22 protein-coding genes and 1 pseudogene are annotated in these 22,714 nt (G+C 65.2%); 7 read left to right on the forward strand and 16 right to left on the reverse strand.

The features are described from left to right. Nucleotides 1-102: 102 nt before the first annotated feature. On the reverse strand, nt 103-291 hold the full coding sequence (locus ACVW1B_RS33645; protein WP_253606011.1) for a hypothetical protein: 189 nt from the start codon (nt 289-291) through the stop codon (nt 103-105). A gap of 164 nt (nt 292-455) precedes the next feature. On the opposite strand from ACVW1B_RS33645, the gene ACVW1B_RS33650 reads away from it, so the two are divergent. Beyond that, nucleotides 456-1,724: a DUF805 domain-containing protein gene (locus tag ACVW1B_RS33650; RefSeq protein ID WP_253606010.1), complete on the forward strand. Its 1,269-nt coding sequence runs from the start codon at nt 456-458 to the stop codon at nt 1,722-1,724. 187 nt (nt 1,725-1,911) lie between these two features. Here the strand turns inward: ACVW1B_RS33650 and ACVW1B_RS33655 are convergent, their stop codons facing one another. Together ACVW1B_RS33655 and ACVW1B_RS33660 are read right to left on the reverse strand one after the other, a co-directional pair. After that, nucleotides 1,912-2,868 carry a DMT family transporter gene (locus tag ACVW1B_RS33655; RefSeq protein WP_028343556.1) on the reverse strand — a complete coding sequence of 319 codons (957 nt, stop codon included), beginning with the start codon at nt 2,866-2,868 and terminating at the stop codon, nt 1,912-1,914. A gap of 231 nt (nt 2,869-3,099) precedes the next feature. Next, a complete protein-coding gene (locus ACVW1B_RS33660) occupies nt 3,100-3,588 on the reverse strand; it encodes a Fur family transcriptional regulator (protein WP_026191999.1) in 489 nt (162 codons plus the stop codon). A gap of 167 nt (nt 3,589-3,755) precedes the next feature. Here ACVW1B_RS33660 and ACVW1B_RS33665 point away from each other — a divergent pair, with 167 nt between their 5' ends. The 4 genes from ACVW1B_RS33665 (at nt 3,756) to ACVW1B_RS33680 (ending at nt 8,649) form a co-directional block, all read left to right on the forward strand. After that, on the forward strand, nt 3,756-4,235 hold the full coding sequence (locus tag ACVW1B_RS33665; RefSeq protein ID WP_085970781.1) for a MarR family winged helix-turn-helix transcriptional regulator: 480 nt from the start codon (nt 3,756-3,758) through the stop codon (nt 4,233-4,235). Beyond that, nucleotides 4,228-5,400, forward strand: a complete 1,173-nt coding sequence (locus ACVW1B_RS33670; RefSeq protein WP_253606008.1) for an HlyD family secretion protein — start codon at nt 4,228-4,230, stop codon at nt 5,398-5,400. Before ACVW1B_RS33665 ends, ACVW1B_RS33670 begins: the two co-directional genes overlap by 8 nt. A gap of 97 nt (nt 5,401-5,497) precedes the next feature. Beyond that, nucleotides 5,498-7,054, forward strand: coding sequence for an MDR family MFS transporter (locus ACVW1B_RS33675; protein ID WP_253606006.1), 1,557 nt, complete (start codon nt 5,498-5,500; stop codon nt 7,052-7,054). Between the two features lie 284 nt (nt 7,055-7,338). Further along, nucleotides 7,339-8,649 (forward strand): ABC transporter substrate-binding protein, encoded by a 1,311-nt coding sequence (locus tag ACVW1B_RS33680; RefSeq protein WP_456822747.1) that lies wholly within the window; start codon nt 7,339-7,341, stop codon nt 8,647-8,649. Between the two features lie 443 nt (nt 8,650-9,092). Here the strand turns inward: ACVW1B_RS33680 and ACVW1B_RS33685 are convergent, their stop codons facing one another. The 10 genes and pseudogenes from ACVW1B_RS33685 to ACVW1B_RS33730 form a co-directional block, all read right to left on the reverse strand. Next, entirely contained in the window at nt 9,093-10,262 is a 1,170-nt protein-coding gene (locus ACVW1B_RS33685; protein ID WP_456822748.1) for a Gfo/Idh/MocA family protein, read from the reverse strand. Nucleotides 10,263-10,278: 16 nt separating this feature from the next. Then, nucleotides 10,279-11,130, reverse strand: a complete 852-nt coding sequence (locus ACVW1B_RS33690; RefSeq protein WP_456822749.1) for a shikimate dehydrogenase — start codon at nt 11,128-11,130, stop codon at nt 10,279-10,281. A 21-nt stretch (nt 11,131-11,151) separates the two neighbouring features. After that, nucleotides 11,152-11,334 (reverse strand): SRPBCC domain-containing protein, encoded by a 183-nt coding sequence (locus tag ACVW1B_RS33695; protein ID WP_456822750.1) that lies wholly within the window; start codon nt 11,332-11,334, stop codon nt 11,152-11,154. A gap of 88 nt (nt 11,335-11,422) precedes the next feature. Continuing rightward, nucleotides 11,423-11,617, reverse strand: a pseudogene (locus ACVW1B_RS33700) (SRPBCC domain-containing protein); the annotation flags it as partial. An 11-nt stretch (nt 11,618-11,628) separates the two neighbouring features. Further along, entirely contained in the window at nt 11,629-11,952 is a 324-nt protein-coding gene (locus ACVW1B_RS33705) for an ArsR/SmtB family transcription factor (protein WP_456822751.1), read from the reverse strand. A 140-nt stretch (nt 11,953-12,092) separates the two neighbouring features. Beyond that, nucleotides 12,093-12,695 (reverse strand): protocatechuate 3,4-dioxygenase subunit alpha, encoded by a 603-nt coding sequence (pcaG, locus tag ACVW1B_RS33710; RefSeq protein WP_456822752.1) that lies wholly within the window; start codon nt 12,693-12,695, stop codon nt 12,093-12,095. Continuing rightward, nucleotides 12,696-13,397: a protocatechuate 3,4-dioxygenase subunit beta gene (gene pcaH / locus ACVW1B_RS33715; protein ID WP_456822753.1), complete on the reverse strand. Its 702-nt coding sequence runs from the start codon at nt 13,395-13,397 to the stop codon at nt 12,696-12,698. Between the two features lie 38 nt (nt 13,398-13,435). Continuing rightward, nucleotides 13,436-13,975, reverse strand: a complete 540-nt coding sequence (locus ACVW1B_RS33720; RefSeq protein WP_028344386.1) for a 4-hydroxylaminobenzoate lyase — start codon at nt 13,973-13,975, stop codon at nt 13,436-13,438. 13 nt (nt 13,976-13,988) lie between these two features. Continuing rightward, the gene (locus ACVW1B_RS33725; RefSeq protein WP_092090654.1) at nt 13,989-14,717 is read right to left on the reverse strand and encodes a nitroreductase; all 729 of its coding nucleotides are present in this window, start codon (nt 14,715-14,717) and stop codon (nt 13,989-13,991) included. Beyond that, the gene (locus tag ACVW1B_RS33730; RefSeq protein WP_456822754.1) at nt 14,693-15,922 is read right to left on the reverse strand and encodes an ABC transporter substrate-binding protein; all 1,230 of its coding nucleotides are present in this window, start codon (nt 15,920-15,922) and stop codon (nt 14,693-14,695) included. Before ACVW1B_RS33730 ends, ACVW1B_RS33725 begins: the two co-directional genes overlap by 25 nt. A 232-nt stretch (nt 15,923-16,154) precedes the next feature. Here ACVW1B_RS33730 and ACVW1B_RS33735 point away from each other — a divergent pair, with 232 nt between their 5' ends. Further along, complete coding sequence (locus tag ACVW1B_RS33735) at nt 16,155-17,132, forward strand: LysR family transcriptional regulator (protein ID WP_076824662.1); 978 nt, start codon at nt 16,155-16,157, stop codon at nt 17,130-17,132. An 8-nt stretch (nt 17,133-17,140) separates the two neighbouring features. On the opposite strand, the gene pcaG (ACVW1B_RS33740) is transcribed toward ACVW1B_RS33735, so the two are convergent. The 3 genes from pcaG (ACVW1B_RS33740) to pcaF all read right to left on the reverse strand — a co-directional run bounded on the left by pcaG (ACVW1B_RS33740) (nt 17,141) and on the right by pcaF (nt 19,759). After that, nucleotides 17,141-17,743: a protocatechuate 3,4-dioxygenase subunit alpha gene (gene pcaG, locus ACVW1B_RS33740; protein ID WP_456822755.1), complete on the reverse strand. Its 603-nt coding sequence runs from the start codon at nt 17,741-17,743 to the stop codon at nt 17,141-17,143. Then, a complete protein-coding gene (gene pcaH, locus ACVW1B_RS33745; RefSeq protein ID WP_253605988.1) occupies nt 17,744-18,445 on the reverse strand; it encodes a protocatechuate 3,4-dioxygenase subunit beta in 702 nt (233 codons plus the stop codon). Nucleotides 18,446-18,550: 105 nt separating this feature from the next. After that, nucleotides 18,551-19,759: a 3-oxoadipyl-CoA thiolase gene (pcaF, locus tag ACVW1B_RS33750; protein WP_028337987.1), complete on the reverse strand. Its 1,209-nt coding sequence runs from the start codon at nt 19,757-19,759 to the stop codon at nt 18,551-18,553. 213 nt (nt 19,760-19,972) lie between these two features. Here pcaF and mutS point away from each other — a divergent pair, with 213 nt between their 5' ends. Continuing rightward, entirely contained in the window at nt 19,973-22,702 is a 2,730-nt protein-coding gene (gene mutS / locus ACVW1B_RS33755; RefSeq protein WP_253605987.1) for a DNA mismatch repair protein MutS, read from the forward strand. Nucleotides 22,703-22,714: the final 12 nt, after the last annotated feature.

The following is a 22,714-nucleotide window of genomic DNA, read 5'->3' on the forward strand; positions in this document are numbered from 1 at the left end:
TAATGGGTCCTGGCCTTCGCCAGGACGACGCTGAATGTTTGGCGCGCCGATGAGGCATACATCCGCATTCTCGTGACATGAATCGTCGGAGTCTTGAGGCGATCAAGCCGGCTTCTTGACGATCTCAAGGCCGCGGGCCGCCAATTCCTTCAATATGCTCCGTGCGAGGTGGGAGCACTCATCCGGCTTGATCCAGCACGCGCTCCGCCAGTCCGGATCATCCTCCTTGGAGTATGCCGTGAACGCGGACCGGATTCCGGCTTCAATTGCATCGGTGGCATCGGTTGGCATCGGCGCGCCTCCAACGGCATCCCTCGCATGGGAGCCTTCGTGGAGGCGATGTTGACGTAAATCGATACCGTCCGCAATTGCGCCTGAAGGCCACAATTGTCCGCTCAGCAATAGGGAAACGTAAATCTTCGCCGCTAGAGTGCTGCCGTCTGCCGGAGATGGTCGTGCATCCCACCGCGTCGATCGCCACCTGTTTCAGGAAGTTCGCTGATTTCACCGGACGGGCTTCGCGTGCCGAGTTCTGGTGGTTCTTCGGCTTTTGTCTGCTGCTCCTGCTCGCAGCCCATCAGCTCGACAAGACGGTCTACGCCGCCGTCGCAATAGCGCTGCCGCTGTTTGCCGTGACGGCCCGGCGCTTCCACGACAGTGGCCTGACCACCGGCCTTGCGGTGTTCTTCGCCGTTGCGCCGTTTGTCATCTTCTACTTCTTTTCCGCTGTCCAGGATCGCATCGAGGCATGGTTTGGCGTGCACGTGCCGTATGGATTGATCGCCGCGATCCCGGCGACCTGCGCCTTTGCTTTCTCTGCCTTCTGCTTCCTCGCCGCACTCGGCCGCCGAAGCCTGCAGACCGCTTCGACGGCACGGGCGACGTCCGGCGTCGATTCATCGGAAGCACCTCCGCCTGATCCGGCCGTGCTCGCCAGGCGAGAGGCGGAACGCAAGGTCTCCGGTTTTTCCAAAGCCGTCATGGCCGTATTCGCGATCCCGGCGGATGGCGGGACATCGGCCGTCGCCGACAAAACCGACCCCGGCGTCACTGCCGCGTGCGGGATCGTCGTCGATCTCTGCGCGCGTTACGGACACGGCATCACCTCACCGCCATTCAACGCGCTGTTTTCCGGATCAGGGGCGCGACTTGAGGCCGCCGGCTGGCACGCCCTACCGGACGGCGGCGCGGAGATCGACCTGAACCATCGCGCAAGCACCAGCATCGTGCGCAATTGCGCAGTTGAACTGCGCAAGGACGCGGGACAGACCGACATTGCCGGCCTGCTGCACAAGGAGAAAGAGCAGTTGCAGGCGGCCGAGACGGCGACGCCGGAACAGGATCGGACGACGGCCTATTACGCGCTCGACGGAGCGGGCGCAGCCGGATTCATTGCGATCGAGAAGCTGCGTCAAAGCTACAACACCTATTTCCGAATCCGCATCTGCCTTGCCGAAGGGCATGGGCGCGCCGCGATGGAGACCCTGCGATCGTCGACGCTCTACCAGGCATTCCGCCACGCGTTCTCCGATGGCGCGCCGCCCTATCCCGCGTTCGGCCAGAGAATCATCAAGGGCTATCAGCCGATCCTCTACCGGGACGGACTCGGCATCTCACTCGAGGTCACCGAACTCGGAGCCGGGAGCGCAAAAATGCTTGCCGGCCGCGGGCTGCATCTTCCGCCGGTCTACGTCGATTTCGAGATGCATGAGCGGATGATGTAACGGGACTGCGCTCCGGTTGTCTGCGGCATTCCGCTCCTCTTTGCTCGTCATCCTGAGGCGCGAGCTCTTGCGAGCCTCGAAGGATGAACGGCCCGGCTGCCGGCTGGGCCGTCGTGCTTCGAGACGCGCGTTCCGCGCTCCTCAGCATGACGGGGAGAGAGTTGAGCGCACGGCACCCAGGTTAACCTCACGCCGGCACGTTGGGATCCGGCGTCACCTTCGGGTCGGGCTTGTTGACGAGATAGAGCCCTGCGATCACCAGCAGCGCGGCGACGCCGAACACCGCCGTCAGCGTGTCGTGCATGATGAAATAGGCCGCGACGACGCCGAACAGTGGCGTGACGAAGGTGAAGGCCGACAGCTTGCTCGCGGAGTAGGTTTTCACCATCGCGAACCAGATGACAAACGTGCAGCCCACCACCCAGACCGCCTGATAGGCGAGCAGCGAGATCGACAGCGCGCTCGGCACATGCTCGATGCGCTCGCCCGCGATCCAGGCGGCGAGGCCGAGGATCGGAATCGAGATCGCGACCTGGTAGCCGAGCGCCTTTTCCGGCGCGGCCTTGCGCAAGCCCGTGCCCTTGGCGACCAGCGTAGTTGCCGCCCACAGCGCGCCGCCGCCGACCACCATGAGGTCGCCGAGCAGCACCTTGGCATCGACGTTCGGCTGCGGCACGCCGATCGCGAGCGCGACGCCGGCAAAGCTCAGCGCAAGCCCGCTCCACTGCACGGTCGAGAGACGCTCGCCGAGGAACTGGTGCGAGCCGAGCGCAACGAAGAACGGAGCGGTGTAGAGGAACACCGAGGCGCGCGAGGCCGAGGTGAAGACCAGTCCGGTGAAGATCAGCACGAACTCGCAGCCGAACATCAGCCCGGCGATGATCCCGGGCACGAGCGTGCCGTCGCGCTCGAAGAATTTGACCCCGCGCAGGTGGCCGACGATCAGCATCACCGGCAGCGCGCCGGCGGAGCGGATCATCGCCTGCAGCATCGGCGGCACGTCGGGCAGCGCAAGCTTGACCGCGAGCTGGTTGAAGCCCCAGCTCACGCACAGCATCAGCATCACGGCGATGGCGCCGGGCGGCAGCCCGTGTCCGACGCTGACGGGCCTTGTGACGCTGGCGGAGATCGCTTGGGTCGACATGTTTCCTCGCGGGCCGGCTTGGTGCCGTGTTGTTAATTGCCGGTTGGGCTCCCTCGCCCCGCTCTTGCGGGGAGAGGGTTGGGGTGAGGGGCCGTCGCCGCAAATTCGATAGAGGCGAGCGTGCGGAGAGTCCCTCTCACCCGAAATTCGCTACCGCGAATTTCGACCTCTCCCCGCAAGCGGGGCGAGGTAGCTCGAAAGCAGTGCGAGTTAGCTGAAACCATCGCGCCATCACGTCTTCTGGCAGTGCGCACAGGTGCCGGCGATCTCGACGACGGAGAGTTTCGGGATGAACCCCGAGGCCCGCGCCGCCGCGGTCAGGCTTTGCGCGACGGGGGCGGCCGGGATCTCGCCGACCGAGCCGCAATGGTCGCAGATCAGGAACGCCACCATCGAGGTCTCGTCATGGTCATGCGCGCAGGCGAGGAAGGCGTTGCGGCTCTCGATGCGGTGGACGAGGCCGTTCTCCATCAGGAAGTCGAGCGCGCGGTAGACGGTAATCGGTGCCGGCCGCGGCATCGTCTTGGCCAGCTCGTCGATCACCTCATAGGCGCCGAGCGGGCGATGGCTCGACAGCAGCGCCTGTAGCACCTGACGGCGGATCGGGGTGAATTTCTGGCCGCGGCGCGCACAAACCTGCTCGGCATGCGCCATCGCGTCCGCGGCGCAGCGGCCGTGATCGTGGTCGGGGGCAGGAAATGTCGGCTTGGCCAAGCTCATTGCCTCGATATGTAGCATTTGCGCGCCCGTTCCCAAAGCCCGGCTCCAAACCCCGGTCCGTCGCCGCGTTGCAGCCATGCCCGCAATGCGGGGCAGCCTCGCGTTAACCGGGCATGCAGAAATCATAAGCAAGCTTATTATATCCTAAGCTTATGGAGGCAGGATCGATGCGCGGTTCCGTGGACACCGATTTCTTGTTTACGCTGGGCGAAGTGTTCCGGCTGATCCGCGTCTATGCGGACAAGGAGGCCGCACGCTACGGCATCACCCGCGCGCAATGGGCCGTGCTGTCCAAGGTGGAACGCCAGGAAGGGTTGAAACAGACCGAGCTCGCCGAGCTGCTCGAGGTGCAGCCGATCACGCTGACGCGGCTGATCGACAAGCTCTGCGACAATGGCTGGATCGAACGCCGCAGCGACGAGAACGATCGCCGCGTGAACCGCCTCTATCTGAAGAAGGCCGCCCGCCCGCTGCTCGGCAAGCTCGCCGGCCTCCGCTCCGAACTCACCGCGACCGCGCTCGAGGGCATCAGCCCCGCTGACGCGTATCGCCTGCTCACCCAATTGGAATCGATCAAGGAAAACGTTCGCAATGCCGTCCAGACCCCAGCCGGCGAGCCCTCCCGAAAGGAACAGCGCTATGGCTGAACCCGTCCTCAAGCTGGCGCCCGAGCAGAAGAGCAATCCGGGCGAGCCCAGCCCGTCGGGCAAGGCCAGCCGCGCGCCGCGCCGTCGCCTGATGGCGGGCCTGCGGCGCTATCGCCGCACGCTGCTGCTGGTCGTGCTGCCGACGCTCGCTGCGATCGGCGGCATCGTGTTCTATCTCAATGGCGGCCGCTATGTCGGCACCGACGATGCCTATGTCGGGGCGCAGAAGGTGCTGATCACGCCGGAAATCTCCGGCAAGATCGACAAGATCGTCGTGAAGGAAGGCCAGCACGTCAAGAAGGGCGACGAACTGTTCGAGATCGATCCGGTGCCGTTCCGCCTCGCGGTGGCGCAGGCCAAGGCCGCGCTCGACCAGACCAGGACCACCTATGACAACCTAGTCGACAACATCAAGATCAACGGCAGGATGCTGGAATTCGCCCAGCAGAGCATCGAATTGAAGAAGCGCGACGTCGAACGCAAGTCGACGCTGGCCAAGCAGAATTTCGGCTCGCAGCTCGACCTCGACAACGCGGCGAACGCGCAAGTGACAGCCGAGAGCCTGGCGCAATACATCAGGCAGCAGATCTCCAAGGACAAGACGCAGCTGCTCGGCGACGTCGACCTGCCGATCGAGCAGTTCCCGCCCTACGCCCAGGCTAAGGCCAAGCTCGACGACGCCCAGCGCAATCTCGACCACACCGTGCTGCGCGCGCCGATGGATGGCGTCGCGACCCAAGTCGACCAGATCCAGCTCGGCCGCTTCGTCGCCGCCGGCTCGCCGGTGTTCTCGATCATCGATGTCGACCATCCCTGGGTCGACGCCAATCCGAAGGAAAGCGACTTCACCTATGTCGCGGTCGGCCAGCCGGTTGAGCTCGACGTCGACGCGTTCCCGAACCATCGGTTCAAGGGCAAGGTCGGCTCGCTGTCGCCCGGCACCGGCGCGCAGTTCGCGATCCTGCCGCCGCAGAACGCGACCGGCAATTTCGTCAAGGTGGTGCAGCGCGTGCCGGTGCGGATCTATTTCGACGAGAACGATCCGTTCGTGAAGAAGCTGAAAGCTGGCATGAGCGTCTACGCGACGATCGACACCAACCACCGCCGTACGCTGGCCGGCCTGCTCGGGCTGGCGCCGGCCTCGGCGCACCCGGACCACGAGTAGAGAGAAGAAGCGGTCGATCATCGACCGCAGAGACAGTGCGCCCCCTCTCCCGCTTGCGGGGGAGGGGGTTTCCAACGCTCGAACAGGACCGACCTGAATGAATGCACCGTCACCATCCGCCGTACCCGGCATGCGCCGGAACATGGTGACGATCTGCGCGATGACCGCGACGATCATGCAGGCGCTCGACACCACGATCGCCAACGTCGCGCTGCCCTATATGCAGGGCTCGCTGTCGGCCTCGCAGGACCAGATCAACTGGGTGCTGACCTCCTACATCGTCGCGGCCGCGATCATGACCGCGCCGGTCGGCTGGATCGCCAACCGCTATGGCCGGAAGCGCATCTTCATCATCTGCTCGGCCGGCTTCACCGTCGCCTCGGTGTTCTGCGGCCTGGCGCAGGACATCAACCAGATGGTGCTGTTCCGCCTGCTGCAGGGCGTGTTCGGCGCGGCGCTGGTGCCGCTGTCGCAGGCGGTGATGCTCGACTCCTACGCGCTGCATGAGCGCGCGAAAGCGATGTCGATCTGGGGCATGGGCGTGATGATGGGCCCGATCATGGGACCATCACTGGGCGCGTGGCTGACCGAGACCTATTCCTGGCACTGGGTGTTCTTCGTCAACCTCCCGTTCGGTGCTATCACGGTGCTCGGGCTCGCGGTCTTCATGGACGAGACCAAGCAGGACCTCAATCTGCGCTTCGACTGGTTCGGGTTCGGCGCGCTCGCGGTTGCGATCGGTTCGCTGCAGCTCGCGCTCGACCGCGGCGAGCAGCTTGGCTGGCTGGAATCCAACGAGATCATGATCGAATTCATCGTCTCCGCGGTCGGCTTCTACTATTTCTTCGCCCATTCGCTGACGACCAGCCGGCCGTTCATCCAGTTCGCGCTGTTCAAGGACAAAAACTTCCTCGGCGGCTGCGTGTTCATGACTGTCATGGGCCTCGTGCTGTATTCGACCATGGCGCTGTCCTCGCCCTATCTGCAGAATGTGGTCGGCTACCCGATCATCACCGCGGGCCTGTTGTTGGCGACCCGCGGCGCCGGCACTTTCGTCGCGATGATGCTGGTCGGCCGCATGATGCGCTATATCGAGGCGCGCACGCTGATCATCTCCGGCCTGGCGCTGACCGCGGCCTCGCTGTTCCAGATGACCGGCTGGACCGACATGACGCAGGCCAACGAGATCATCGTCGTCAGCGTGGTCCAGGGCTTCGGCTTCGGCCTCGTGTTCGTGCCGCTGTCGACGGTGGCGTTCATGTCGCTGCCCAACCATCTGCGCACCGACGGCACCTCGATGCTGACGCTGCTGCGCAACGTGGCAAGTTCGGTCGGCATCTCGATCGTGATCGCGCAGCTGACGGAAGGCGGACGGCGGATCTACGCAAAGCTGTCGGAGCAGATCAATCCGTTCAACCACGCGCTGCAGATGCCCGACGTATCGGGCATGATCAACCTCAACACCGATGCCGGCCGCGCGATGGCCGACAAGATGGTGGCGGCGCAGTCGCAGATCATCGCGTTCTCGCACGACTACCAGCTGGTGATGCTGTTCATCCTGGTCTCGATCCCGCTCGCGCTGATGATCGGCTCGACCAAGGCCACGCTGCGCTCGCAGTCCACGCCGTCGGACCATGCCGCGGTGATGGAGTAGGTTTTCGCCCTACGTTCTCCGAGTGTCGGGGCGATTGGTCACACCGTCATCCTGAGGCGAGAGCACTTGCGAGCCTCGAAGGATGCACGGCCCCGTTGGTGGCCGTCGACCCTTCGAGACGCGCTACGCGCTCCTCAGGGTGACGGTGAAAGAGTGAGGACGCCCCTCCGAAAGCGCAAGACGCCGCAGCCGCGAGCCGCGTTGACTTTCCGACCTCGCCTCCCAATACTCCGCGAAAACAAGCAGGACCCGTCACACAACTGACGGTTTCAGGGGAGGACGCGATGCCGACTTCACGCAGGACGCTGCTGAAGACTTCAGCGGCTGCCGCCGCTGCTTTCAGCTTGGATTGGACACGGGCGCGGGCGCAGGCCGAAACGGTCCGGATCGGTGTGATCTACGACCTGACCGGCCCGTTCGCCGCCGGCGGCTCGGTCGCCTCCTCGATCGGCACCCAGATCGCGATCGACCTCGTCAACGAGAAGGGCGGCATCGGTGGCAAGTACAAGATCGCGCCGGTCAACGTCGATTCCCAGAGCAAGCCTGATGTCGCGATCAACGAGGCCAATCGCCTGATCGACCAGGAGAAGGTCGACATCCTCAACGGCGTGTTCGCAAGCTCCCACGCGGTGCCGCTCGCCGCCAAGGTCGAGCAGCAGAAGCGGATCCTGTGGATCACGACCGCAGTCTCGACCGCTGTGTTCAAGGACAAGAACCTGCAATACGTATTCCGCGCGCAGATCCATTCCGACCAGTACGGCCAGGCCTTCGCGAGCTTCATCAACGAGCACGCCAAGGCCAAGCTCGGCATGGAGCCGAAGGACGTTAAGGTGGCGCTGATCCATGAGGACGGACCCTATGGCGTCGGCGTCGCCGCCGCGGACGAAGCCTTCGCCAAGGAGGTCGGGCTCCAGGTCGCGCTGAAGGAGGGCTATTCCGCCTCCGCGCCCGATCTCTCGGTGCTGGTCACCAAGCTGAAGCGCGCCAAGGCCGACGTGATCTCGCATGCCGGCTACAATCCCGACATCACGCTGTTCCTGCGCCAGGCACGCGAGAGCGGGCTGAAGTTCAAGATGCTGTTCGGCGCCGGCGCGGGCTACAGCCAGCTCGACAAGCTGCGCGCGACCTTCGGCGCCGACATCGACAATTTCTGCAACATCGATCCGGTGCCGGCGCAGCTGCTCGATCCCGCCAAGCTCGCGCCGGGAATCGGCGACCTCACCAAGACCATGGTCGCGCGCTACCGCGAGAAGACCAATGCGACCGAAGTGCCGCCGCACTGCTCGATGGGCTTCAACCAGACCTGGATCCTGCTCAACAATGTGCTGCCGGTCGCCAAGGAGAAGTACGGCGGCTTCGATCCCGAGGCGATCCGCAAGGCGGCGCTCGACGTCGACATCCCCGCAGGCGGCACCATCCAGGGCTATGGCGTGAAGTTCTATCCGCCGGGCACGCCGCTGTCCGGCCAGAACGAGCGCTCGACGCCGGTCGTGATGCAGAACGCCGGCGAGCGCATCACCGTGGTGTGGCCGACCAATATCCGCACGCAGGATCCGGTGTTCCCGCTGCCGAAGGGCTCGGTCTACGCGGCGTAGCGTGGCGACGAGGCGAGACTGCCGCCGCATCGGGGCTGCGCTCCCTCGCCCCGCTGTTGCGGGGAGAGGGTTGGGGTGAGGGGCTTCTCTCCGCGAATGCGATCGCGATGAGACCTGTACCCCCTCACCCGGATTGCATCTGGCGATGCAATCCGACCTCTCCCCGCAAGCGGAGCGAGGTGAGGTGAGATGTCGCCTCGCCGCTCGAGCGAATGACGCGGTGACAACCTCTCATCCGGCGCGCTGTGCGCGCCACCTTCTCCCACAAGGGGAGAAGGGAAGAGCAGCCGCAGGGTAACCAAAAGGAGTGCGACGACGTACCAGACTCACATGCTGCTCTCGACTCCGTCATCCTGAGGTGCGAGCGGAGCGAGCCTCGAAGGATGGACGGCCCGGCATACGCACTATGGGACGAGAGCAATCACGCTGCTCCTCCCGCCACCCTACAGCACCACCCGCCTGCCCTCATCCGCCGCCCAGTAGCCGGCGTAGTTCACCCTGGTCGTCTCATACGCCAGCGCGAGGTCCGCAAGGGGCTGCCGGCCGGTCGTCACGCATTCCATGAAGTCCTGGATCTCCTGCAGGTAGCCGCGGGTCCATTCTTCCTCGAGACAGACATATTGCCAGCCGGTTTTGCGATCGACCTTTTCGGTGATGTAGACGGAGGCGAGCTTCTCCTCGCTCGTCTGGTAGCTGGTCAGATGCGTGTTCGGGGTGATGTTGGCAAACAGTGAGCCGCCGCTCGTATACGTCTCGATCAGGTTGCGCACGCCGCCCATGATCATGTCGCCGGAAAACACCGTCGCCTTGGTGCCGTCGGAGAAGGTTGCGGTCAGCGTGCCCCAATCCTCGACATCGACCGGCTTGGCCTTGATGTAGGCGCGCTCTTCCGGCTTGAGGCCGGCGGTGACATTGCCGACGTCACAGGTGACGCTTGCGACCGTGATGGCCTCGCCGCGGGCTTTGGCCTCGACCTGCTTGAGATAGAGCACCGCCGACAAGGGATGGCAGCCCATCCGGATCAGCGAGCCGCCGCCGGTCATCGCCCACTCGGCGGCATGCGCCGCATGCGAGCCGGAATGGCTCTCCTCGCCCTTCATGAACAGGATCTTGTCGCCTGTCGCGCGGATGATCTCCGCGGTCTTGGTCACCGCCGGCGCGTAGATCCAGTCCTCGGCATACATGAAGAGTTGTCCGCTTCGCTCGATCGCGGCGCGGGTCACCTCCATCTCCTCCATCACCCGCTGGTACATCAGCGCTTTCGGCACGTACCTGCCGATCGGCGCCTTGTCACCGTCGCGGCCGAAATAACCGCTGAACGGCTTCTCGCAGATCACGTGCTTGCCCGCCTGCATCGCCTCGACGATCATCCCGGCATGCAGATTGGGCGGCGTGCAGATGTCGATGACGTCAAGCTCGCGGTCGGCGACCAACTCGGCGAAGCTGCGATAGGCGTTCGGGATTGCGTGCTTGCACGCGAACGCATTGACATGATCGCCGCGCGCCGCGACCGCCCTCACCTCGACGTCGACGCCATAGACGCGCCGGTAGGCAACCATGTGCAGCTCCGACACGAAGCCGCAGCCGGCCAGCCCGATCCTGATTTTTGTCATGTGATGTCTCCGCCCTTCAGGCGGGCGGAGAGTAGCGTGCGGCCATCACCGCGTCGAACGCATTTGCCATGACATCAGTCGAAGGCATCATCGTCGTGAACAATTCGAACGCGTCCGCTGCTGCGTAGATCGCAAGATCGCGCCCGGTCAGGACTTTGGCGCCCTTGGCCTTGGCCGCCAACAGCAGCGGCGTCCACAGCGGCGTGTAGACGGCGTCGGCGACCCACATCGACGGATGCAACAAGCCGTCCGGCACAGGACTGTCGCGGCTCGGCAGCATGCCGACCGGCGTTGCGTTGACGACGCCGGTCGCGCCATCGACCGCGGCCTCGACGCTAGCGGCGCGGACCGCATGGCGATCCCGCAACTGGGCCGCAAGCTGTGCCGCCCTGGCAGCATCGGCGTCGAAGATCCTGATTTCACCGACACCGAGGCCGGCGAGCGCGAAGGCGATCGCCTTGCCGACGCCGCCGGCACCGATCAGCGCGATCGGGCCGCGCGGCGCTGACGCAAGCAGCGGCGCGATTGCGCGCGCAAAGCCGGTCGCGTCGGTGTTGTGTCCGACCAGCCGCGTGCGATCGACGACGATGGTGTTGACCGCGCCGATCGCACGCGCATCGGGTGCGAGGTCGTCGAGCAGCTCGACCACCGCCTCCTTGTAGGGAAAGGTGACATTGACGCCGGCAAAGCCGAGCCGCCGGATGCCGTCGAGCATCGCGCGCAGCTCGTCGCGGCCGGCGCCGTTGACCTCGATGAGCTGGTAGTGGACGCGAACGCCGAGCGCTGCTGCGGCCGCTTCGTGCATCGCAGGCGCCGCCGAATGCGCGATCGGATAGCCAATCAGCCCCGTCAGGAAACGGTCGCGCATTGTCCCTCACGTCAGTCGCGTTCAGCTCATGCGGTCGAGCCGAGCATAGCTGTCTTCCATGCCGTGCTCCATGCCGGTCGCGAGCATCGCTGCGCGCGTTTCGGCATCCGGCAAGGTCATCCGCATCGTCATCAAGGTGCCGTCGCCGTCGGGCGCAAAGCGCGTCTCGACATGATTGTCCGGCGTCGGATCCGGCAGATGCATGCGCTCGACATGCACGATGCGGGCTGAACGGTTCGAGCGCGAGATATTCGCCGGTCAAATGAAAGCCGCCGCCCTTCCCGTCGGTCCATTCGTAGCGGATCCTGCCGCCGGGCTTCGCCTCGCTGATGCAGACCGGCATGGTCCAGCCGTCGGGACCGAGCAGCCATTTCTGCAACAGCTCCGGCTCGGTATGCGCCCGATACACCGCCTCCGGCGGCGCGACGAAGCGCCTGGTCACGACGACATAGCGGTCGCCTTCGGTCTTCAGCGTCAACTTGCTCATGGGGATACCCTTCACTGCTCAGGCTTCATTGCGGCCAGCACGTCGTCCAGCCGGTCGTAATTGGTTTCCAGCGCACGGCGCAGCATGCCGAGCCATCGATCGATCTCGGCAACCGCCGATGGCGCCAGCCGGCATGGCCGCTTGGTGCCCTCGATGCGCCGCACGATCAGGCCGGCTCCCTCGAGCACCTTGAGATGGCGGGAGATCGCGGGCTGGGTCATGTCGAACGGCTCGACCAGCTCCATGACCGTCGCCTCGCCCAGCGCGAGGCGCGCCAGGATCGCCCGGCGGGTCGGGTCGGCGAGCGCGGAAAAGGCGGCATCGAGGTTGGCCATGCTTCATCTCGCATCGGTTATATAATACTATTGTTATATAACCGATGACGCATGATCAAGCAGAATCCGCTGCGGCGAACGCGCGCAGCGGATTTCGGTCCCCTTCAATGCTGGAATTGCGCGCCGCTGGCGGCACGCAGCTAGACGTCGAAGAACACGGTCTCGTTGTCGCCCTGCAGATGGATGTCGAAGGTGTAGACGCTGCCCGCGCCGGCCTTGCGCCTGGCGATCAAGGTCGCGCGGCGCTCGGCCGGCACCAGCGCCAGCGTGGAATCAGCGGCGTTGCCGGCTTCGTCGTCGAAATAGATCCGGGTGTAGAGGTGCAGCAGCATGCCGCGCGCGAACACCGCGAGCCCGATATGCGGCGCCTGCGGCTTGCCGTCGGCATCCGGCACCACGCCCGGCTTGATGGTGTCGAAGGCGTAGCCACCGCTCTTGTCGGTGCCGCAGCGGCCAAAGCCCTTGAAGCTCGAATTGGGCAGCGCGCGCGCATCCTGCGGATCGGAGAAGCGGCCCTGGCTATCGGCCTGCCAGATCTCCAGCATGCAGTCCGGGATCACGGCGCCGTCGCCGTCATAGACCTTGCCCTCGACGCGGATGCGCTCACCCGAGACGTCAGGCGTCAACAGATTGCTGGTGAAGGCGTCGTTCCATTCGTATTCGCCGTTCGGCGTCAGGCCGTACTTGAAATAGGGACCGACGGTCTGCGAAGGCGTGATTCCATCAGGACGCGGGTTCGACACTTACCTGGTCTCCATCGGCGTGGCACTCTGCCCGCGCAGCACGATATCGAAGCGGTAGCACAGCGCCCATTCCGGCTTGGTGTTGTCGAGATCGAACGACGAGATCATCCGCGCCCGCGCCTTCTCGTCGGTCACCGAGTTGAAGATCGGATCGAACGGAAACAAGGGATCGCCGGGGAAATACATCTGGGTCACCAGCCGCGAGACGAACGAGTGGCCGAACACCGAGAAGTGGATATGCGCGGGCCGCCAGGCGTTATGGTGATTGCCCCAGGGATAGGCGCCGGGCTTGATGGTGATGAACTTGTAATAGCCCTTGGCATCGGACTGCGTGCGGCCGGCGCCGGTGAAGTTGGGATCGAGCGGCGCCGGGTGCTGATCGACGACATGAATGTAGCGGCCGCAGGCATTGGCCTGCCACAGCTCGACCAGGGTGTTGGGCACGCCGCGGCCGTCCTCATCGAGCACATAGCCGTGCACAATGATGCGCTCGCCGAGCGGCTCGCCCTTGGCCTGGATGGTGAGATCGTTGTCGTGCGCGCGCACGGTCTCATGACCGTAGACCGGCCCGGTCAGTTCCGAGAGCGTGTGCCGCATCGGGATCAGCGGCTTTTGCGGCGAACGCTTGATCGCGCTCCGGTACGCAGGCGACAGGCGCGCGGGATGGACGCTGTTCGAAGCGACAGGGTAGATCAACGTCATGAGCTTTCTCCAGACCGGATTGCCGCCCGCGCCGGATATCAGGCCGGCGCCTTGAAATCGTAGGAGATGCGCCCAGCCGGCAGATAGAACAGTGCGATGACCGCGCCGCCCCTGACCTCCGGATAGTGCCGGCTGCCGGGATCCGGCGCGGTCCAGCCCGGCCCCTGCCAGCCCTGCAGCCCCTTCAACTGCGCGCCCTTGTCGAGGGGAACGACGAGGTTGAGCTCGCCATAGGGGTGACCATGATATTGCCCGCGCAGCACGTCGTGATCGTCCTCGTCCTTGAAGCGGCGCGGATCGGTGCTGTTCATGTAGACCGCGGTGATGCTGAACTGGAACGTCTCGGGGACCGGCTCGAGGATGCGGCTGCGCCGATAGTTCGGACCTTCCACCTCCTGGTTCGCCGCCCAGCCCTCCTCGACTCCCATTTTGATGAGGCGGGCGAGATCCTGGTACAGCGCGCTGTCCTCTCCATAGGTCTCGTTGAGCCATCGCTCCATCGCCGCGCTCGGCGTCATGTCCTTGACCTCGCGCAGAAACGGAATGCTGCGTTCGATAAGCTGTTCCCGGCTTCCCATGACTTTCTCCTGTCTAATCCTCGAAACCCTTGAAGGAGGCGAATGCCTCCAGTTCCGCGCGCGGCATCAGCCGCGTGCGCGACCGCTCCCTGGGGTGGCCCATCGAGATCCCGCAGGCCACCATCTGCTCGGCGGGGATCGACAGCAGCGGACGCAAGATCCGATGGAATCTGGCGAAGGTCTCCTGCGGACAGGATTGCAGCCCGCGTCCGACCGCCGCCAGCATCACGTTCTGGATGAACATGCCGAGATCGAGCCAGCTTCCCATCGCGAGACGCCGATCGATGGTGACGATCAATCCAACCGGCGCGCCGAAGAACACGAAGTTCTTTGCGGTCTGCCGGCTCCTCGCCGCAGTGTCGCTTTGCGCGATCCCGAGCGAGTTATAGAACAATCGCCCGAACTCCTGGCGACGGCCGAGATACGGTTCGGGGAAGGCGCTGGCGTAGTACTGATATTCGGAGACGTGCTCGCTCGGCTCGTTCTCATACGCATGCAGAAGCGCAGCCGACACCTCGGTCTTGGCGGCGCCGGCGAGCACATAGACGTGCCAGGGCTGGATGTTCGCGCCGCTCGGCGCGAACCGCGCCACGCGCAGGATCTGCTCGACGGTCGCTCGCGAGACCGGACTGCCGGAGAACTCGCGGCACGACAGCCGGCCGGCGATCACCTCGTCGATCGGATTGCGCGCAACGCCGCACGCCGCGTCCCGGTCGATCACGACTTCTTCACGAGCGAGCATCCGCCGTCCTCCATCGGTCTGAAGGCCTCTTCACCCGGGATCGTGGCCAGCAGCTGGTAGTAGTCGAACTGGTATTTCGACTCTGCCGGCGACTTGACGCGGAACAGATACATGTCGCGGACCAGCCGGCCGTCGGGACGGATCCTGCCGTTGCGGGTCATGAAATCGTTCACCGGCAATTCGCGCATCTTGGCGGCGACAGTCGGCCCATCGAGCGTGCCGGCGGCTTCGACCGCCTTGAGGTAGTGCATGACCGCGCCATAGGTGCCGGCGTGGATCATGGTGGGCACCTTCTTCGTCTTCTCGATGAAGCGCTTCGACCACGCCCGCGTCTCGTCGTTGAGGTCCCAGTAGAACGCCGAGCTCAGCATCAGGCCTTGCGCACTCTGCAGCCCAAGGCTGTGAATGTCGGCGATGAAGACGATCAGGCCGGCAAGCTTCTGCCCGCGCGTCACCCCGAACTCGCCGGCCTGCTTCACGGCGTTGATGAAGTCGCCGCCGGCGTCGGCGAGCGCGATCACGTCGGCCCTGGAGGCCTGCGCCTGCAGCAGGAAGGACGAGAAATCGGGCGTGTTGATCGGGTGTTTCACGGCGCCGACCACCTTGCCGCCGGTCGTGTCGATCACCTTGCGGCTGTCGGCCTCAAGCTGCGCACCGAGCGAGTAGTCGGCCGAAAGAAAGAACCAGGACCTGGCGCCGAGGCGCGAAATCGCCCTCGTCGTCCCCTGCGACAGCGCATAGGTATCGTAGGTCCAGTGGATGCCGGTCGGCGAGCACTCGTCGCCGGTCAGCCGGGACGTTGCCGCGCCGGTGGCGAGAAACAGCTTCTTCTTGTCGCGCGTGATGCCCTGCACCGCCAGCGCGACCGCGGAATTCGGGACATCGAGAATGGCCTCGACATTGTCGTTCTCCAGCCAGCGCCGGGCAATCGCCGAGCCGATATCCGCCTTGTTCTGATGATCGCCGGCAACGATCTCGATCGGGCGGCCGAGCACCTTGCCCTTGAAATCGTCCACCGCCATTTGCGCCGCGACCACCGAGCCCTGGCCGCCATTGTCAGCGTACAGCGACGACATGTCGGTCAGCACGCCGAGCCTGACCGGCCCGTTCTGTGCAATCGCCGACGTCGCCGTCGCCACCAGCATCAACGCCAGTCCGATTGATTTACGCGCGCCACTTCGGGCCAACATCACCCAGGCCTTCATCGCTTTTCTCCTCCCAACCCGGTGCCGGCAATCTTGGCCAGAACGCCGCGTTGCGGAAGTGAAAGTCTTGCAGAGTGATCCTGAACCGGCTTCAGATGGCAGGTGGTGACGACACGGCTATACGCTCGTGGAGAATCCGCTCGGTTGCATCCGCCAGACGCCTGGCCTTAACTGCCGTCGATCGCGGAATTTTGCCGAGGCGAGCGATCTGCCATAGACGGGGACTCTCAACGTGTCCGTTTCCTTCAAGACCCTGGATCTGAATCTGCTCAAGGTATTCGACGCCGTCATGGAGGAGCGCAGCGTGCTGCGGGCCAGCCAGAAGGTCGCGCTGAGCCAATCCGCTGTCAGCCACTCTCTGGCGCGGCTGCGCGAGATGCTGGATGACGACCTGTTCGTGCGCACGGCCACCGGCATGCAGCCGACCGCGCGCGCGTTGACGATGGCGCCGCAGGTTCGCCAGGCGCTGCGATCGCTGGAGGCAGCGGTCGAGCTGCCGACCTTCGCTCCAGCAGCCTCCACCAAGCCGTTCACGCTGGCCGCCAACGACTTCACGACGATGGTGCTGGCGCCGCCGCTCCTGAAGATCCTGGGCCGGGAAGCTCCTGCGATCGACCTCACCATCAAGCCGGTGACGCGGATCGATCTTGCCGAGCAGATCGACCTCGGCCGCATCGACGTCGCGATCGGCGTGTTCTCGTCGCCGCCGAGCCGTTTCCGCACGGCGCTGCTGTTCGAATATAATGATGTGCTGATCGTCGGCAAAAGGCGCAAGCTTGGCCGGCTCGACAAGGCAAAGCTCGCGACCTTGCCGTTGGTCGTGGTGTCCTTTGGCGGCGAGCAGGAAGGCGCGATTGGCGGCTTCATCTCCGAGCGCGGACTCGCCAGGCGTTCGGAGATGTACGATCGCCCCGCGCTCGAACGGGCGCTGTCCGACAGCGACCGGCCGCCGCGGATCGCGGTCTCGCTGCCGCACTTCCTTGCCCTGCCCGCACTGCTGATCGATTCCGAGTTGGCTGCGATCGTCCCGCGGCCGCTGGCGCGTGCACTCGAGCAGGCACATGCGATCACGACCTATGAACTGCCTTACACCACGACGCCCGTGGAGGTTCGGCTGCTCTGGCACGAACGCGTCGAGGACGAGCCTTCGCACGAATGGCTTCACGAGGTGCTCCGGCGCGCCACCGAAGAGCTGCGGCGCGGCGGCTAGCGGCCGGGCTAGACGTCGAAAAACACCGTCTCGTTGTCGCCCTGCAGATGGATGGCGAAGGTGTAGACGTTGCCCGCGCCGGCCTTGCGCCTGGCGATCAGCGTCGCGCGGCGCTCCGCCGGCACCAGCGCGAGCGTAGAATCAGCGGCGTTGCCGGCCTCGTCGTCGAAATAGATCCTTGTGTAGAGGTGCAGCAGCATGCCGCGCGCGAACACCGCGAGCCCGATATGCGGCGCCTGCGGCTTGCCGTCGGCATCCGGCACCACGCCCGGCTTGATGGTGTCGAAGGCGTAGCCACCGCTCTTGTCGGTGCCGCAGCGACCAAAGCCCTTGAAGCTCGAATTGGGCAGCGCGCGCGCATCCTGCGGATCGGAGAAGCGCCCTTGCGCGTCGGCCTGCCAGATCTCCAGCATGCAATCCGGAATCACGGCGCCGTCGCCGTCATAGACCTTGCCCTCGACGCGGATGCGCTCACCCGAGACGTCAGGCGTCAGAAGGTTGTTGGTAAAAGCGTCGTTCCATTCATATTCGCCGTTCGGCGTCAGGCCATACTTGAAATAGGGGCCGACGGTCTGCGAAGGCGTGATTCCATCAGGACGCGGGTTCGACACTTACCTGGTCTCCATCGGCGTGGCACTCTGCCCGCGCAGCACAATATCGAAGCGGTAGCACAGCGCCCATTCCGGCTTGGTGTTGTCGAGATCGAACGACGAGATCATCCGCGCCCGCGCCTTCTCGTCCGTCACCGAGTTGAAGATCGGATCGAACGGGAACAGCGGATCGCCCGGGAAGTACATCTGGGTCACCAGCCGCGAGACGAAGGCGTGGCCGAACACCGAGAAGTGGATATGCGCGGGCCGCCAGGCGTTATGGTGATTGCCCCAGGGATAGGCGCCGGGCTTGATGGTGATGAACTTGTAATAGCCCTTGGCATCGGACTGCGTGCGGCCGGCGCCGGTGAAGTTGGGATCGAGCGGCGCCGGGTGCTGATCGACGACATGAATGTAGCGGCCGCAGGCATTGGCCTGCCACAGCTCGACCAGCGTGTTGGGCACGCCGCGGCCGTCCTCGTCGAGCACATGGCCGTGCACAATGATGCGCTCGCCGAGCGGCTCGCCCTTGGCCTGGATGGTGAGGTCGTTGTCGTGCGCGCGCACCGTCTCATGACCATAGACCGGGCCGGTCAGCTCCGAGAGCGTGTGCCGCAGCGGGATCAGCGGCTTCTGCGGCGAACGCTTCACGGTGGAACGATAGTCCGGCGACAGCCGCGCCGGATGGGCCGCAAGCGATTGCAGCGGGTACAACAAGGTCATGGCGAATTCCTCCGCGGCCCACGCGCCCGGTGAGCTCACGTCAGATCATTATAATGCATAACCAAATTGGGGAAGGGCTGTTTTCAGCCCCTCCAAGCCATTGGCTTAATTAAGTTTTTCGATCGCGACCGCAACGCCCTGACCAACTCCGACGCACATAGTTGCCAAGGCAAGCTTCCCGCCCCGCTTCTCCATGCCGTGCACGGCGGTCAAGACCAGCCGCGCGCCGCTCATGCCGAGCGGATGGCCGAGCGCGATCGCGCCGCCATGCGGATTGACGAAATCGGCGTCTTCCTTGACGCCGAGCTGGCGCAGGCAGGCGATACCCTGCGAGGCGAAGGCCTCGTTGAGCTCGATCAGGTCGAAGTCCGACACCTTGATGCCGAGGCGCTCGACCAACTTCTTCGTTGCCGGCACCGGACCGATGCCCATGATGCGCGGCGGCACCGCGGCCGAGGCAAGGCCGAGGATTTTTGCGCGCGGCGTCAGGCCGTGCTTCTTCACCGCGGCTTCGGAAGCGAGGATCATCGCGGCGGCGCCGTCATTGACGCCGGACGCGTTGCCCGCGGTCACTGTGCCCGGATTGCGCACGATCGGCTTCAGCTTGGCGAGACCTTCGAGCGTGGTCTCCGGACGCGGATGCTCGTCCTTGTCGACGGTGATCGGGCCGGCCTTGCCGCCGGGCACTTGGATCGGAACGATCTCCTCGGCGAAATAGCCCGACGCAATCGCCGCGCCCGCACGCTGCTGCGAGCGGATCGCCATCGCATCCTGATCGGCGCGCGACACCTGGAATTCCTCGGCGACGTTCTCGCCGGTCTCCGGCATCGCATCGACGCCGTACTGCGCCTTCATCAGCGGATTGATGAAGCGCCAGCCGATTGTGGTGTCGTAGATCTCGGACGAACGCGAGAAGGCTTCCGCGGCCTTGCCCATCACGAACGGCGCGCGCGTCATCGATTCGACGCCGCCCGCGATCGCGAAATCGATCTCGCCGGCGCGGATGGCGCGGCCCGCAGCGCCGACTGCATCGAGGCCGGAGGCGCAGAGCCGGTTCAGGGTCTGGCCGGGAACCGACTCCGGCATGCCTGCGAGCAGCAGCGCCATGCGCGCAACGTTGCGGTTGTCTTCGCCGGCCTGGTTGGCGCAGCCGAAATAGACCTCGTCAACCTCGTTCCAATTGAGCGTCGGGTGCTTGGCCATCAGCGCCTTGATCGGGGCCGCCGCGAGATCGTCGGCGCGTACTTTGGCGAGCGAGCCGCCGAAACGGCCGATCGGGGTCCGGACGGCATCGCAAATGAACACATCACGCATTGAATCTCTCCCTGAATGCCGCGACTTAGGCGCTGGATCTGCTGGAACTTGAGATCGGTTTTAGGAGCGTGCCCGCGGCAGGTCAATTGATGCGGCTGCGCGCCCCGCACGCATTGCCGTGAGGGCTGACATAATTGGCGCCGTGGACAGGGTGGAAAACCCCGACTTCGCGGATAGGACCGCGCGACGAAATTTTGTAGTTTCCGCCCCCTCATGACAGTCCAGCAGCCCATCCCCGTTCCGCCCGAGCCCGCTCCTGCCGCCGAGGCGCCGTCGCGCGTCACGCCGATGATGGAACAGTATCTGGAAATCAAGGCCGCCCATCCCGGCCTGCTGCTGTTCTACCGGATGGGCGACTTCTACGAACTGTTCTTCGAGGATGCGGAGATCGCCTCCCGGACGCTCGGCATCGTGCTGACCAAGCGCGGCAAGCATCAGGGCATGGACATCCCGATGTGCGGCGTTCCGGTCGAACGCTCCGAGGATTACCTGCATCGCCTGATCGGCGCCGGCCATCGTGTCGCGGTGTGCGAGCAGACGGAAAATCCCGCGGAGGCCAAAGCCCGCGGCAACAAGAGCGTGGTCCGCCGCGGCGTGGTGCGGCTGGTGACGCCGGGCACGCTGACCGAAGACACCCTGCTCGACGCCCGCACCAACAATTACTTGATCGCGATCGCGCGCGCCCGCGGCTCGGCCGGTGCGGATCGTCTTGGCCTTGCCTGGATCGACATTTCGACCTCCGAATTCATGGTGACGGAGTGTGCGACCGCGGAGCTCGCGGCGACGCTGGCGCGCATCAATCCGAACGAGGCCATCGTCACCGATGCGCTCTACAGCGACAGCGAGCTCGCGCCGACCTTGCGCGAACTGCCGTCGGTGACACCGCTGACGCGCGACGTGTTCGACAGCGCCACCGCCGAGCGGCGGCTGTGCGACTATTTCGCGGTCGCGACCATGGACGGCCTGTCGGCGATGTCACGGCTGGAGGCGACCGCCGCAGCCGCGGCCGTCACCTATATCGACCGCACCCAGGTCGGCAAGCGTCCGCCGCTGTCGCCGCCGGCGCGCGAGGCTGCCGGCACCACGATGGCGATCGATCCGGCGACCCGCGCCAACCTCGAACTGACGCGCACGCTGGCCGGCGAACGCCGCGGCTCGCTGCTCGATGCGATCGACTGCACCGTCACCGCGGCCGGCTCGCGCCTCCTGGCGCAGCGTCTTGCCGCGCCGCTGACCGATGTCGCCGTGATCGCGCGGCGGCTCGACGCCGTCTCGGCCTTCGTCGCGGATTCCGCGGCGCGCGAGGACATCAGGACCGTGCTGCGCGCGGCGCCCGACATGTCGCGCGCGCTGGCGCGGCTCTCGGTCGGCCGCGGCGGCCCGCGCGACCTCGCCAGCCTGCGCGACGGCATCCTCGCCGCCGACCAGGCGCTGGAGCTGCTGGCGCAGCTTTCCAATCCGCCGGCCGAGGTTTCGACCGTGATGGCGGCGCTACAGCGTCCCTCGCGCGATCTGGCGCAGGAATTCTCCCGCGCACTCGACGAGCAGCTTCCGCTGATCAAGCGCGATGGCGGTTTCGTCCGCGAGGGTTATGAGGCCGCGCTCGACGAAAGCCGCAATTTGCGCGACGCCTCGCGCCTCGTCGTCGCCGCGATGCAGGCGCGTTATGCCGAGGATACCGGCATCAAGACGCTGAAGATCCGGCACAACAACGTGCTCGGCTATTTCGTCGAGGTCACCGCGCAGCACGGCGACAAGCTGTTCGCGCCGCCACTGAATGCAACCTTCATCCATCGCCAGACGCTGGCGGGGCAGGTCCGCTTCACCACCGCAGAGCTCGGCGAGACCGAGGCCAAGATCGCCAATGCCGGCGAGCGCGCGCTCAATCTCGAGCTCGAGATCTTCGAACGCCTGAGCGCGATGGCGCTCGCGGCGAGCGATGATCTGCGCAACGCCGCGCATGCCTTTGCGATGCTCGACGTCGCGACGTCATTGGCCAAACTTGCGATCGACGACAATTACGTGCGGCCCGATGTCGACGGCTCGCTCGGCTTTGCGATCGAGGGCGGACGGCATCCGGTGGTCGAGCAGGCACTGAAGCGCGACGGCCAGCCGTTTATCGCCAATGCCTGCGACCTGTCGCCGGCGCCGGGCCAGAAATCCGGTCAGCTCTGGCTGATCACCGGTCCGAACATGGCCGGCAAGTCGACCTTCCTGCGCCAGAATGCGCTGATCGCGCTCTTGGCACAGATCGGCTCTTACGTGCCGGCGTCGCGCGCGCGGCTCGGCATCGTCGACCGGCTGTTCTCGCGCGTCGGCGCCGCCGACGACCTGGCGCGCGGACGCTCGACCTTCATGGTCGAGATGGTCGAGACCGCGGTGATCCTGAACCAGGCGAGCGAGCGGTCGCTGGTGATCCTCGACGAGATCGGCCGCGGCACGGCGACGTTCGACGGGTTGTCGATCGCCTGGGCCGCGATCGAGCATCTGCATGAGAGCAACCGCTGCCGCACGCTGTTCGCGACGCATTACCACGAACTGACCGCCCTCTCGGCGAAACTGCCGCGGATGTTCAACGCCACGGTGCGGGTCAAGGAGTGGCAGGGCGACGTCGTGTTCCTGCACGAGGTGCTACCCGGCTCCGCCGACCGCTCCTACGGCATCCAGGTCGCAAAACTCGCCGGCCTGCCGCCGGCCGTGATCACACGCGCCAAATCGGTGCTGGCAAAACTGGAAGCGCAGGACCGCGGCCAGACCGCGCGCGCCTTGGTCGACGATCTGCCGCTGTTCGCCGTCCCCTCCCGCGCCGCCAGCGAGGACAAACCGCCGAGCGAAGCCGATCTGCTGGTCGAGGCGGTGAAGGCGCTGCACCCCGACGAGATGTCGCCGCGCGAGGCGCTGGATGCGCTGTATGCGCTAAGGGCGAAGCTGCCGAAGGGGTAGCTCCTGTCGTCA

The sequence above is a fragment of the Bradyrhizobium sp. USDA 4502 genome (assembly GCF_054063355.1).

Excerpts from the sequence above, each read along its gene's own strand:
- ACVW1B_RS33645 (WP_253606011.1), bottom strand. The coding sequence starts at position 291 with ATGCCAACCGATGCCACCGATGCAATTGAAGCCGGAATCCGGTCCGCG.
- ACVW1B_RS33655 (WP_028343556.1), bottom strand. The coding sequence starts at position 2,868 with ATGTCGACCCAAGCGATCTCCGCCAGCGTCACAAGGCCCGTCAGCGTC.
- ACVW1B_RS33660 (WP_026191999.1), bottom strand. The coding sequence starts at position 3,588 with ATGAGCTTGGCCAAGCCGACATTTCCTGCCCCCGACCACGATCACGGC.
- ACVW1B_RS33665 (WP_085970781.1), top strand. The coding sequence starts at position 3,756 with ATGCGCGGTTCCGTGGACACCGATTTCTTGTTTACGCTGGGCGAAGTG.
- ACVW1B_RS33670 (WP_253606008.1), top strand. The coding sequence starts at position 4,228 with ATGGCTGAACCCGTCCTCAAGCTGGCGCCCGAGCAGAAGAGCAATCCG.
- ACVW1B_RS33675 (WP_253606006.1), top strand. The coding sequence starts at position 5,498 with ATGAATGCACCGTCACCATCCGCCGTACCCGGCATGCGCCGGAACATG.
- ACVW1B_RS33680 (WP_456822747.1), top strand. The coding sequence starts at position 7,339 with ATGCCGACTTCACGCAGGACGCTGCTGAAGACTTCAGCGGCTGCCGCC.
- ACVW1B_RS33685 (WP_456822748.1), bottom strand. The coding sequence starts at position 10,262 with ATGACAAAAATCAGGATCGGGCTGGCCGGCTGCGGCTTCGTGTCGGAG.
- ACVW1B_RS33690 (WP_456822749.1), bottom strand. The coding sequence starts at position 11,130 with ATGCGCGACCGTTTCCTGACGGGGCTGATTGGCTATCCGATCGCGCAT.
- ACVW1B_RS33695 (WP_456822750.1), bottom strand. The coding sequence starts at position 11,334 with ATGCATCTGCCGGATCCGACGCCGGACAATCATGTCGAGACGCGCTTT.
- ACVW1B_RS33705 (WP_456822751.1), bottom strand. The coding sequence starts at position 11,952 with ATGGCCAACCTCGATGCCGCCTTTTCCGCGCTCGCCGACCCGACCCGC.
- pcaH (WP_456822753.1), bottom strand. The coding sequence starts at position 13,397 with ATGACGTTGATCTACCCTGTCGCTTCGAACAGCGTCCATCCCGCGCGC.
- ACVW1B_RS33720 (WP_028344386.1), bottom strand. The coding sequence starts at position 13,975 with ATGGGAAGCCGGGAACAGCTTATCGAACGCAGCATTCCGTTTCTGCGC.
- ACVW1B_RS33725 (WP_092090654.1), bottom strand. The coding sequence starts at position 14,717 with ATGCTCGCTCGTGAAGAAGTCGTGATCGACCGGGACGCGGCGTGCGGC.
- ACVW1B_RS33730 (WP_456822754.1), bottom strand. The coding sequence starts at position 15,922 with ATGAAGGCCTGGGTGATGTTGGCCCGAAGTGGCGCGCGTAAATCAATC.
- pcaH (WP_253605988.1), bottom strand. The coding sequence starts at position 18,445 with ATGACCTTGTTGTACCCGCTGCAATCGCTTGCGGCCCATCCGGCGCGG.
- pcaF (WP_028337987.1), bottom strand. The coding sequence starts at position 19,759 with ATGCGTGATGTGTTCATTTGCGATGCCGTCCGGACCCCGATCGGCCGT.
- mutS (WP_253605987.1), top strand. The coding sequence starts at position 19,973 with ATGACAGTCCAGCAGCCCATCCCCGTTCCGCCCGAGCCCGCTCCTGCC.